This is a genomic window from Candidatus Syntrophocurvum alkaliphilum (genome assembly GCF_009734445.1).
Classification (GTDB): Bacteria; Bacillota; Syntrophomonadia; order Syntrophomonadales; family Syntrophomonadaceae; genus Syntrophocurvum; species Syntrophocurvum alkaliphilum.
Genome location: NZ_CP046457.1, coordinates 1522293 through 1534792, shown reverse-complemented (window position 1 = coordinate 1534792; position 12500 = coordinate 1522293). Strand labels below are relative to the sequence as shown.

The 12500-nt window shown below is 40.6% G+C and carries 6 protein-coding genes and 3 rRNA genes; 8 read left to right on the top strand and 1 reads right to left on the bottom strand.

Features of this window, described 5'->3' with window-relative positions:
- The first annotated feature begins 31 nt into the window (after positions 1 to 31).
- The 4 genes from SYNTR_RS11615 (at position 32) to SYNTR_RS07455 (ending at position 5228) form a co-directional block, all read left to right on the top strand.
- Positions 32 to 433: a PAS domain-containing protein gene (locus SYNTR_RS11615; RefSeq protein ID WP_243140158.1), complete on the top strand. Its 402-nt coding sequence runs from the start codon at positions 32 to 34 to the stop codon at positions 431 to 433.
- Positions 396 to 1787 carry a sigma-54 interaction domain-containing protein gene (locus SYNTR_RS07465; RefSeq protein WP_243140157.1) on the top strand — a complete coding sequence of 464 codons (1392 nt, stop codon included), beginning with the start codon at positions 396 to 398 and terminating at the stop codon, positions 1785 to 1787. The genes SYNTR_RS11615 and SYNTR_RS07465 overlap by 38 nt, the downstream gene beginning before the upstream one ends.
- Positions 1788 to 2644: 857 nt before the next feature.
- Entirely contained in the window at positions 2645 to 3850 is a 1206-nt protein-coding gene (locus tag SYNTR_RS07460; protein WP_243140156.1) for a thiolase family protein, read from the top strand.
- Positions 3851 to 3884: 34 nt separating this feature from the next.
- Complete coding sequence (locus SYNTR_RS07455) at positions 3885 to 5228, top strand: acetyl-CoA hydrolase/transferase family protein (protein WP_156203922.1); 1344 nt, start codon at positions 3885 to 3887, stop codon at positions 5226 to 5228.
- A gap of 95 nt (positions 5229 to 5323) precedes the next feature.
- On the opposite strand, the gene SYNTR_RS07450 is transcribed toward SYNTR_RS07455, so the two are convergent.
- A complete protein-coding gene (locus SYNTR_RS07450; protein WP_156203921.1) occupies positions 5324 to 6439 on the bottom strand; it encodes an aromatic amino acid transport family protein in 1116 nt (371 codons plus the stop codon).
- Positions 6440 to 6835: 396 nt separating this feature from the next.
- Between SYNTR_RS07450 and SYNTR_RS07445 the strand changes: the two genes are divergently transcribed.
- The 4 genes from SYNTR_RS07445 to SYNTR_RS07430 all read left to right on the top strand — a co-directional run bounded on the left by SYNTR_RS07445 (position 6836) and on the right by SYNTR_RS07430 (position 12440).
- Positions 6836 to 8413, top strand: a 16S ribosomal RNA gene (locus SYNTR_RS07445).
- Positions 8414 to 8741: 328 nt separating this feature from the next.
- Positions 8742 to 11725 (top strand): 23S ribosomal RNA (locus SYNTR_RS07440).
- A 182-nt stretch (positions 11726 to 11907) separates the two neighbouring features.
- Positions 11908 to 12022: ribosomal RNA gene (rrf, locus tag SYNTR_RS07435) — 5S ribosomal RNA — on the top strand.
- Together the 16S, 23S and 5S rRNA genes form the textbook arrangement of a ribosomal RNA operon.
- Before the next feature lie 208 nt (positions 12023 to 12230).
- A complete protein-coding gene (locus tag SYNTR_RS07430) occupies positions 12231 to 12440 on the top strand; it encodes a hypothetical protein (protein ID WP_156203920.1) in 210 nt (69 codons plus the stop codon).
- The last annotated feature ends 60 nt before the right edge of the window (positions 12441 to 12500 follow it).

Below are 12500 nucleotides of genomic sequence, written 5' to 3'. Positions count from 1 at the left end.
TAATAAATATAACTTAGAGGTGTATATTCTTTTGAAAAATATAAAAAGTCGTGAAAATAACTTTATAATTGAAGCTTTTATGCATAGTCAATACATTGCTTATGTTGTAGTAAATAAAGAAGGTATTATTACAATAGCAAGTCAAACTTATCTTAATATGTTAGGAAAACAATTCGAAGATGTAATGGGGAAATATATTCTAGATGTAGTACCTAATTCAAAACTTTTAGAAGTACTTAAAACTAGAAAAATGGAAAAAATAGATGTTTGTACGATTAATGGACAGGAAACAATAGTATCACGGATACCAATTATTAAAGATGGTGAAATTGTAGGGGCTATAGCTAAGATCCTATTTTTAAATGTGGACAGAGAAAAATTTTTTATAAAAAAAAATGCAGGAACAAGAAAAACAAATTCCTGCTGTTTCTGAAGCGCTCGTCCAATGTCCATATATGGTATATGTTATTGTTAATGAAAAAGGTGTTATAACCTTTATTAATCAAACTTACTTAAATGTACTTAATATGAGCAAAGAAGATGTGGTAGGTAAACATATTCTAGAAATAACCCCCCATTCCAAGCTTCCAGAAATAATAAGAACCGGTGAAGTGCATGAAGTTGATACATGGACAATAAATGGACATGATACGATAATCACACGTACTCCAATTATTAAGAATGGTAAAGTTATTGGGGCCATAGGTAGAAGTCTTTTTATGGATATGTCTAGTGCTAAAATACTAGTTTCCAAATTATTGAAAACAGAAAAAGAATTAAATAAATATAAAAAAGAAGTTTATCAAATACACCAGTCTAAATGGCAGTTTAAAGATTTAATTGGTAATAGTAGTGAGTTTGTCATGGTTAAATCAATGGCTCAACAGTTGTCTAATACTACTTCAACAATTTTAATTACTGGTGAGAGTGGAACCGGAAAAGAATTATTTGCACAGGCTATACATCATGCTAGCCTGCGGAATAAAGAACCTTTTGTAAGAATAAATTGTGTATCTTTGCCGGAAAATCTATTGGAATCAGAATTGTTTGGCTATGAAGAAGGTGCCTTTACTGGAGCAAAGAAAGGTGGCAAGCCAGGTAAGTTTGAACTGGCAAAAAGGGGGACAATTTTTCTTGATGAAATAGGTGATATGCCTTTGACTATGCAGACTAAATTGCTTTCGGTTCTACAGGAAAGAGTAATCGAACGTGTAGGTGGAATAAAACCTATTAAGATTGATGTAAGAGTTATAGCTGCCACTAATAGGGATTTGGAGCAAATGGTAAGAAACGAGGAGTTTCGCGAGGATCTTTATTATAGGCTAAATGTTGTTAGAGTAAGTATTCCCTCTTTACGAAAGAGGCCTTCTGACCTTCCCCTACTAGTACAAGATTTAATTTTAAGGATTAACAAAAAAATAGAAACAAATGTAACCCAATGCTCACAAAAGGCTATAGAGTTGTTACAAAGTTATTCTTGGCCAGGTAATGTTAGAGAACTAGAAAACTTGTTAGAAAGAGCAATTAATTTAGCTAACATGAGCAAACAAACTTGTCTTAACGAGGAACATTTTCCTTCTTTATTTAAAGGTGTTTCAAAACAGGAAGCTAATGATAGTGAGAATAATCTTGCTCGGGCAGTAGAGAAACAAGAAATTGAAACTATAAAACGGGCTTTACAACAATGTAATTACAATAAGACTCAGGCTGCAAAAAACCTAGGTGTTAATAAATCTGTTCTCTATAGAAAACTGAAAAAGTATAATATTGGTTCTTGCCGAAAATAGTTGCTTTAAAGTTTTCAATCCTCACGTCTGTAAGTACCCCCACTATTTTATAAAGACCAAATTATTTAAAGTGCTTAAAAATACATAACTAAGTAAAAAAACAATCTTTTTGATAAATAAAAGATTTTTTTTTTTATTACTGCTTTTACGCAAAAACCATGTTTGATTTTGCTGCAAAAAGTAACTACAACAAACTTAAGGCTGAGCAAACATGTTTATCTAAGTCCCGAATAGCAAGGCGTGGTGCATAGATCACGACTAAGTATAAATAAAAAATCATTTTAGATAATAAGTGCTAGCTAAAATGGAGGTTAAGACCGATGAGTGGCGTGATAAACATGTTTGCTCAGCCGATTCCATACTCTAAGTTTAGCTTTTTGCAGTGGAACCATGTTTGTGAAGCAACTAAAAAATAATTATAGATAAAAGCAAGACTTTAATAGCTACTGTTAAACAAAATAATTTGTGTTTTAGTCTTTAACGGACAACAAGGTATCAGTTTGCAACGCAAAATAAAATATCGGATATAAAGCATTCTTATCCATCAAAGCTAAAAAATAGGGTTGCAAATTGAAACGATTGTACCATCTGATATCTTACAACCCTAGCAGCAAAACTACACTAGATGTATTGGAAAACAGGGCTTAAATAAAATTGAAAAAAATCTGGCATCTTTCTTGCAACAGTTTAGGAAAATCAATTAGGTATGAAGCTTTAAAGATAAGCTAGTGCATTTTTCTAACTATCATAACATATCAAGTTTCTTTCCTTTAATAAAGAGATATGGAGAGGTGGTGAGTAGTGATAAAAAAGAGGGGGCTTTATTTTTAAAAATAAGTTTTGAGGGGGATTATGTAGTGGGGATTAAAGAAGTTGTAATGGTAAGTGCATGTAGAACGGCTATTGGCAGTTTTATGGGAAGTTTAAAAAATATAACAGCCAATGAGTTAGCAATTACAGCAGGAAGAGATGCCATAAAGAGGGCAGGAATTTCAGCAGAAATTATTGACGAGATTTCTATGGGGCAGGTTTATCCTCATATGTCTGGATCACTGCCAGCGCGCCAAGTTGGGATGGCATGTGAACTCCCGGTTAGAAGTAGTGCAATTAATGTTAACCAAAACTGTGCTTCAGGTATGCGTGCTGTAGAGGTGGCAGCACATAATATTATGCTAGGTAAAACCGATGTTGCTCTGGTAGTAGGTGTTGAAAGTATGACTAATACTCCTTACCTTCTTCCAAAAGGAAGAATGGGTTATCGTATGGGACCTGGCAAGATTGAAGATGCTATGTTGCATGATGCACTAATAGACAAACTAATTCCTGGACATATGGGAATAACTGCGGAAAACATTGCTGAAAAATATGGGATTACTCGTGAAGAATGTGATGAATTAGCATTAATGAGTCATCAGCGTGCTACTGCAGCAGTACAAGATGGCATATTTGAGCGTGAAATAACACCAGTAGAAATTAAGAGTAAAAAGGGTAGTAAGAATTTTGTGACTGATGAACATATGATTCCAGATGCTAGTCAAGAAGGAATGGCTAAATTACCTCCAGTCTTTAAAAAAGATGGCGTGGTAACTGCTGCTAATGCTTCTGGTATTAATGATGGTGCAGCTGCTGTAATTCTTATGGCTAAAGAAAAAGCCCAAGAATTAGGAGTGAAGCCCATAATGAAATTAGTAAATATCTGTAGTGAGGGGGTAGAGCCACAAGTAATGGGCTTAGGTCCTGCTGTTGCTATACCTAAAGCTCTAAAACAGGCTGATATGAAATTTGAAGACGTAGAGTATTGGGAAATTAATGAAGCATTTGCTGCCCAGTGGCTGGGTGTAGGTAAAATGCTTAAGGAAGACTTCGGCTTAGAGCTTAATTTAGATAAAGTTAATCATAATGGTTCTGGTATAGCATTAGGCCATCCAGTTGGATGTACTGGTTTGCGTATCATAGTAAGCCTATACTATGAAATTGAAAGACTTGGTTTGACAGTTGGAGGAGCTTCTTTATGTGTTGGTGGGGGTCCTGCTATGGCCTCTTTATGGAGCAAAGATATATAAATCTTTGTATTTAAAAATTGAGGAGGATAAATAAATGAGTTATTTAGCTGAATATAAAAGTAAGCTAGTTTCTGCTAACGAAGCTTTAAAAGCAGTCAAATCAGGAGATACAGTTAATTATGGTGAATTTGTGATGGCTTCCCATTTCTTGGATTGGGCGTTGGCTCAACGCAAAGATGAATTGAATGATGTAAAAATTATTACTACCACTTGTCCTTTTATTCCTAAGACAGTTGAAGTGGACCCGGAGCAGGAACATTTTATATATAATGATTGGCACTTTAGTGGTGCAAGCAGGAAATTACATGATAAAGGACTTTGTTTTTATATTCCACTTACGTATCATGAGGCCCCAAGTTTTTATGAAAGAGGTTATGTTCCGGTTGATGTGGCTTTGATAAAATTAACCCCTATGGATAAGCAGGGCTTTTTTAATCATGGTACTTCTAATTCAATGACTCCGGCTTTTTGTGATTCTGCAAAAATTGTTATTGCTGAGGTGAATGAATCAATTCCTAAATGTTTAGGAGGGAACAGAGAGTCTATACATGTATCAGAAATTGATTATATAGTTGAAGGTGATAACAAACCTTTAATTCAGCTTCCTGATTTACCAATAACAGATGTTGATAACCAAGTAGCTGAGTTGGTGATGGAAGAATTGGAAGATGGTGCCTGTATTCAATTAGGAATAGGTGCTATGCCGAATGCAATTGGATCGATGATAGCAAAATCTGATCTAAAAGATTTAGGAGTCCATACAGAAATGTTAGTTGATTCTTATGTAGATATGTATGAGGCTGGGCGTATTACAGGAAGACGCAAACAGATAGATAAATGCAAGATGGTTTATACTTTTGCTATGGGAAGTAATAAACTTTACGAATTTTTAGATGAGAATCCTGTTTGTGCTATATTCCCTGTAAATTATACTAATAATCCTTTTGTGATTGGACAAAATGATAAAGTAACTGCTATAAATAATGCTATTGAAGTTGATTTATATGGTCAGGCATGTTCTGAATCTTCTGGTGTCAGGCATATTTCAGGAACAGGCGGGCAACTTGATTTTATTTTTGGTTCGTATAAGTCCCAAGCTGGCAAAGGGTTAGTCTGTTTGAGTTCTACTACCACAGGGAAAAATGGTGAAACTATTTCTCGCATAAAGCCAACTCTAACTCCCGGCGGGATTGTTACTGATCCTAGGAGTATAAACTTTTATGTAATAACCGAATATGGCAAGGCAATGCTTAAAGGAAAATCAACCTGGCAGCGGGCTGAGGCATTAATAAATATTGCACATCCACAATTTCGAGATGAATTAATAAAGGAAGCTCAAAAAATGAAAATTTGGCGCAAGTCCAATAAATTAGTATAAAAGGCTTGTGATTAGATAACACGTTTAACAAATTTATTATTCTTGGGCGGCAGCTTATGCCGTCCTTTTTGGTTTGAATATAATTAAATTAATAATTAAAAGAATAGTGTGTATATTAAAGTTAATCCATAAAAGATAATGGTTAAATATGCACCTATTACACCAAAAGGAAATTTAATATTATCTTTAAAAAGTAAAACTATTATTGCTGGTATAATCCCAGCATATAGAGCTGAACCGATTCCACCTGCATAATCTAAAACCCGCACAAATGCTTCGCCTCCTCCTGCACTAAGAAAATAATCAAAAATTACAACTGGAATAACTATTAGCATTAGACTAACTAAGCGCGAACACTTGAACTGTCTTTCATAAGTTAGACGTAATGAGTGGGCAATACCGAAAAAAGAAGTCATTAAAGCTAAAATTGCGAAAATTTGCCCAACGACAATAACTTCTCTTCCTACTTCGGCTCCCAGTCCTAAAGTAGCAACACTAGTAACGTTTTCTCCCATTGCACCAATGGCTACGAAAAAGAAAGCAAAATATAAAACACCTACTCCGATTAATCCTCCTTTTATAACTTTTAGTGCATCTTTAAGAGGAGCATTAATATAATAAATAACGTTTGGTATAACCATTTGTGCAGCAAAAGCAAAAACTACAACTCCCCAAGCATCAAAAATACCGCCTGGACTAAAAAACATTAGGTTTTGATTTTCGACAGAAGGAATAGAGCGAATAATAATCCATAGTAAAAGTACGGTTAAGGTGATTGCTACAGCAGAATTAATTTTATTACTTTGTCCAAGCCTTCGACTAACTAAAGCAGTCATAACAACTATAAATCCAAGGGCTCCAAGCCAAAACGGCCAACCAAAAAGGGTGGAGAAAATTTCACCTGCCGCGAGAGGGTATGCTATTAAAGCACCATAAGAAATAAACATTACAGAAGCTAGTGATAATATTCCGATGTTTTTACCTAGATATTTTTTTAATATTAATTGTACTGGCAATATTTTATCCTGTTGGTATGCTAATATTGCAATATAAGCTGAAGTCATATAAGCAAAAAAACCGCCAAGAAATAAAAGAATAGCCCCACTAAAAAATCCACCTTGCGCTAAAGCGAAAGGTAGTCCTAGTACACCAGCTCCAATTACAGTACCACCAAATAATAAAGATCCAAATAAGTTCTTATAATTTATCATAATCAGTCCTTTCTTAATAAATTACTTTTTTAGTGTTTCAATTTTATATATAGAAAAATACATAAATGAAGTTAAATTTTTTTGATTTTAATTTATGTTTCAGTTGAATTAAGTCATAAATATTGAGTTATTATATATAAGGAAGATAAGTAGAAAATAAAAGAATAATTAAGTTTATGGAATACAAATCCGCAATTATAAGCATGTACCAAAGAACTATTTGTTGACAAACTTCGCGCAGGGTGATATTATAATTCTTGCGCGCCAGAGAGAGGCGGCAGCGATCTTGATAAAACTGAACAGCTGAAAGAATTAGTGCGAAAAGGTCTTAAGGTAATTAAGACCGGCCAGTTAATAAAAAGAGTTTAAAGCCGATCAAACGGTTAAAAGATAATTTTAATGGAGAGTTTGATCCTGGCTCAGGACGAACGCTGGCGGCGTGCCTAACACATGCAAGTCGAACGGAGTCATTAGACGGAAATTTTCGGATGGAAGTTTAATGTACTTAGTGGCGGACGGGTGAGTAACGCGTGGGTAACCTGCCCATAAGAGGGGGATAACACCGGGAAACTGGTGCTAATACCGCATAAGCTATACGAGTGAAACTCTTGTATAGTAAAGATGGCCTCTGATATAAGCTATCGCTTATGGAGGGACCCGCGTCTGATTAGCTAGTTGGTGAGGTAGAGGCTCACCAAGGCAACGATCAGTAGCCGGCCTGAGAGGGTGGACGGCCACACTGGGACTGAGACACGGCCCAGACTCCTACGGGAGGCAGCAGTGGGGAATATTGCGCAATGGGGGAAACCCTGACGCAGCGACGCCGCGTGAGCGAAGAAGGCCTTCGGGTTGTAAAGCTCTGTTTTAAGGGACGAAGATACACCTGAGTAACATATGGGTGTAGTGACGGTACCTTAATAGAAAGCCCCGGCTAACTACGTGCCAGCAGCCGCGGTAAGACGTAGGGGGCGAGCGTTGTCCGGAATTACTGGGCGTAAAGAGCGCGTAGGCGGAAACTTAAGTCAGTTGTGAAAGACCGGGGCTCAACCTCGGGGTTGCGACTGAAACTAGGTTTCTTGAGGGCAGGAGAGGGCAGTAGAATTCCTGGTGTAGCGGTGAAATGCGTAGAAATCAGGAGGAATACCAGTGGCGAAGGCGACTGTCTGGACTGACCCTGACGCTGAGGTGCGAAAGCGTGGGTAGCAAACAGGATTAGATACCCTGGTAGTCCACGCCGTAAACGTTGGATACTAGGTGTAGGAGGTATCGACCCCTTCTGTGCCGCAGCTAACGCAATAAGTATCCCGCCTGGGGAGTACGGTCGCAAGGCTGAAACTCAAAGGAATTGACGGGGGCCCGCACAAGCGGTGGAGCATGTGGTTTAATTCGATGCAACGCGAAGAACCTTACCAGGTCTTGACATCCAACGAATCTTTAGGAAACTAGAGAGTGCCTACGGGAGCGTTGAGACAGGTGGTGCATGGTTGTCGTCAGCTCGTGTCGTGAGATGTTGGGTTAAGTCCCGCAACGAGCGCAACCCTTGCTATTAGTTGCTAACAATACGGATGAGCACTCTAATGGGACTGCCTGTGACAAGCAGGAGGAAGGTGGGGATGACGTCAAATCATCATGCCCTTTATGATCTGGGCTACACACGTGCTACAATGGATGGTACAGAGAGAAGCGAGGCCGCGAGGTGGAGCGAATCTCAAAAAGCCATTCTCAGTTCGGATTGGAGTCTGCAACTCGACTCCATGAAGTCGGAATCGCTAGTAATCGCGGATCAGCATGTCGCGGTGAATGCGTTCCCGGGCCTTGTACACACCGCCCGTCACACCACGAAAGCTGGCAACACCCGAAGCCGGTGAGCCAACCTCTTAAATGAGGAAGCAACCGTCGAAGGTGGGGTTAGTAATTGGGGTGAAGTCGTAACAAGGTATCCGTACCGGAAGGTGCGGATGGATCACCTCCTTTCTAAGGAGACCTGAAGATGAAATAGTTCTTCATATCCTAGGTCGAAGCTAATTCTTTTCAGCTGTTCGTTTTACTTTTATTAAAACTAGAAGTTTTAATAAAATAATTAATAATTTTAAATTTTTAATTCTTAATTAAGGTAGGGAAACAAGTTTCCCTAATATATTGAGAAAAGAAAGCTTTAGCTTTCATAACAATTAAAAATTAAGAATTAAAAATTCAAAATTCGCACCTTTAGGTGCGTAGAGTTCTTTGAAAACTGCAAACATGAGTAGGTAAAAACAATTTCACTTAACGAGTGAAGAGAAGTTCTTAATAGCGTGAATTAGGTCAAGATATTAAGGGCGTACGGTGGATGCCTAGGCGCTAAGAGGCGAAGAAGGACGTGGCAAGCGGCGAAACGCCACGGGGAGCTGCAAGCGAGCGTAGAACCGTGGATATCCGAATGGGGAAACCCGTTAGAGGCAAACCTCTAACATCCTTACCTGAAAACATAGGGTAAGGAGGCAAGACCCGGTGAACTGAAACATCTAAGTAACCGGAGGAAGAGAAATCAAAACGAGATTTCCTAAGTAGCGGCGAGCGAAAGGGAAAGAGCCCAAACCTAATATGTGTAAGGCTGCAACCGTTGCATAATAGGGGTTGAGGGGCTATTTAGGAACAACTTGCAGGTTGTTCAAAGCTTAAACTAACTAGTTAGGCGAACGTATCTGGAAAGATAGACCACAGAGAGTGAAAGTCTCGTAGCTAAAAACAAGTTAGAGCTTAAAATAGACCCCGAGTACTGCCGGACACGTGGAACCCGGTAGGAAGCAGGGAGGACCACCTTCCAAGGCTAAATACTCCTTAGCGACCGATAGAGAAGAGTACCGTGAGGGAAAGGTGAAAAGCACCCCGGAAGGGGAGTGAAACAGAACCTGAAACCGTATGCCTACAAGCAGTAGGAGCCCGATTAAAACGGGTGACTGCGTACCTTTTGTATAATGGGCCAGCGAGTTATGGTATTAAGCAAGGTTAAATCTAGAAAGGATGGAGCCGTAGCGAAAGCGAGTCTTAAAAGGGCGATGAGTTTAATGCTGTAGACCCGAAACTGAGTGACCTATCCATGGCCAGGATGAAGCGATGGTAACACATCGTGGAGGTCCGAACCAGAGTACGTTGAAAAGTGCGTGGATGAGCTGTGGATAGAGGTGAAATGCTAATCGAACTCAGAGATAGCTGGTTCTCCCCGAAATAGCTTTAGGGCTAGCGTCAAAGAATTCCTTATGGGGGTAGAGCACTGGATAGGCTAGGGGCCCTACCAGGTTACCGAACCTTCCCAAACTCCGAATACCATAAGGTTAGAAAATGGCAGTCAGTCTATGGGTGATAAGGTTCATAGACGAGAGGGAAACAGCCCAGACCGTCAGCTAAGGTCCCAAAATCTATGCTAAGTGGGAAAGGAAGTAGAGTTGCTTAGACAGCCAGGATGTTGGCTTAGAAGCAGCCACCATTTAAAGAGTGCGTAATAGCTCACTGGTCAAGTGGCTCTGCGCCGAAAATTCAACGGGGCTAAGCATAGTACCGAAGCTACGGAACCGAGAGGTTGGTAGGGGAGCATTCCTAAAAGGCAGAAGCTATACCGTGAGGAGTAGTGGACAATTAGGAAGAGAGAATGCTGGCATAAGTAACGAGAAGGCAGGTGAGAATCCTGCCCGCCGAAAACCTAAGGATTCCTGGGGAAGGCTCGTCCGCCCAGGGTAAGCCGGGACCTAACCCGAGGCCGAAAGGCGTAGGGGATGGACAACTGGTTGAGATTCCAGTGCCACCTGTAAGCCGTTATCAGCGAAGGGGTGACGCAGGAGGGTAGGTGAAGCGCACGGATGGAAGAGTGCGTCCAAGCACGTAGGGTGCCAGGTAGGCAAATCCGCCTGGCAAAAAGCCTGAGGTGTTAAGGGAAGGGAAAAATAGTACCGAAGTCACTGAGCCCAAACTGCCAAGAAAAGCCTCTAGTGAGGAAAACAGGTGCCCGTACCGAAAACCGACACAGGTAGGTGAGGAGAGAATCCTAAGGCGCGCGAGAGAACCCTCGTTAAGGAACTCGGCAAAATGACCCCGTAACTTAGGGAGAAGGGGTGCTCTGCTAGCGTGAATATATAACCATATATGAGCGTGAGAGAGCCGCAGTGACCAGGCCCAGGCGACTGTTTACCAAAAACACAGGTCTCTGCAAAATCGAAAGATGAAGTATAGAGGCTGACGCCTGCCCGGTGCCGGAAGGTTAAGGGGAATGGTTAGCTTTCGGGCGAAGCTATGAACCGAAGCCCCGGTGAACGGCGGCCGTAACTATAACGGTCCTAAGGTAGCGAAATTCCTTGTCTGGTAAGTTCAGACCCGCACGAAAGGCGTAACGATCTGGGCACTGTCTCAACGAGGGACTCGGTGAAATTGTAGTACCGGTGAAGATGCCGGTTACCTGCGATAGGACAGAAAGACCCCGTGGAGCTTTACTGTAGCCTGATATTGGATTTTGGTAGTACATGTACAGGATAGGTGGGAGACTAAGAAGGTAGGTCGCAAGGCTTACTGGAGTCACTGGTGGGATACCACTCTTGTACTGCTGGAATTCTAACCTAGCACCGTAATCCGGTGCAGGGACAGTGTCAGGTGGGCAGTTTGACTGGGGCGGTCGCCTCCCAAAGAGTAACGGAGGCGCCCAAAGGTTCCCTCAGCGCGGATGGAAATCGCGCGAAGAGTGTAAAGGCAAAAGGGAGCTTGACTGCGAGAGAGACATTTCGAGCAGGGACGAAAGTCGGGCTTAGTGATCCGGCGGTACCGAGTGGAAGGGCCGTCGCTCATCGGATAAAAGCTACCCCGGGGATAACAGGCTTATCTCCCCCAAGAGTCCATATCGACGGGGAGGTTTGGCACCTCGATGTCGGCTCATCACATCCTGGGGCTGGAGAAGGTCCCAAGGGTTGGGCTGTTCGCCCATTAAAGTGGTACGTGAGCTGGGTTCAGAACGTCGTGAGACAGTTCGGTCCCTATCCATCGCAGGCGTAGGAAAATTGAGAGGATCTGTCCCTAGTACGAGAGGACCGGGATGGACAGACCGCTGGTGTACCAGTTGTCTCGCCAGAGGCACAGCTGGGTAGCTATGTCTGGGAAGGATAAGCGCTGAAAGCATCTAAGCGCGAAGCCATCCTCAAGATAAATTTTCCCATTCCGTCAAGGAAGTAAGATCCCATCAAGATTAGGTGGTTGATAGGTCGGGAGTGTAAGTGTAGCAATGCATTAAGCTGACCGATACTAATAGATCGAGGGCTTGACCTAAAAATTAAGAACAACCTATCATGTATTGCAGTTTTCAAAGAACTTTAACGCCTCTAGCGAGGCTAATTCTTAATTAAGGAAGGCAAACAAGTTTGCCTATATATAAAAAGGAAACTACGTTTCCTAACCATAATTAAAAATTAAAAATTGAGAATTCAAAATTAAATAACGAAATGAGATTTCCTGGTGATAATGGCGGAGGGGCCACACCCGTTCCCATCCCGAACACGGTAGTTAAGTCCTCCAGCGCCGATGGTACTGCAGCTCAAGCTGTGGGAGAGTAGGTCGTCGCCAGGTTTTATTTATTTTCTGACCTTTTATGGAGTTTTATAGAAACAGAAGGAAGAGGAAGGAAGCGCGGGGACGGTTCTTTTGCTTCCTTTTTAGGAAGCAAAAGAACCGTCCCCGTGCTTCCTTGTCAACGATTATTGGCAAGAGGATTATTGAAGAATAATTGTTTTATGTGAAGAATATATATTTATATTTTATATAAGGAGATGAAAAAATGAATATGTTATTTATGCCTAATCTTATCTTAGCATTACTTTTAATTATAGCCATATTTTTCCTAGTAGTAGCAGTATTTCAGTGGCTATGGAACATAACTATGCCTGATGTGTTTAATTTAAATACAATTACCTTTTGGCAGGCTTTTCGTTTGCTTCTTATTGCTGCAATTCTATTTGGTGGTGCATCGTGGTCTTTTAATATGTAAGTATAAATATGATTTTGAATGATTTTTTAAATCAAGTTAGTATATTTCTAACTTGATTTT

Bases quoted from the DNA above. Each gene is read 5' to 3' on its own strand.
- SYNTR_RS07450 (WP_156203921.1), bottom strand. From the start codon at position 6,439: ATGATAAATTATAAGAACTTATTTGGATCTTTATTATTTGGTGGTACT.
- SYNTR_RS07465 (WP_243140157.1), top strand. From the start codon at position 396: ATGCAGGAACAAGAAAAACAAATTCCTGCTGTTTCTGAAGCGCTCGTC.
- SYNTR_RS07430 (WP_156203920.1), top strand. From the start codon at position 12,231: ATGAATATGTTATTTATGCCTAATCTTATCTTAGCATTACTTTTAATT.
- SYNTR_RS07455 (WP_156203922.1), top strand. From the start codon at position 3,885: ATGAGTTATTTAGCTGAATATAAAAGTAAGCTAGTTTCTGCTAACGAA.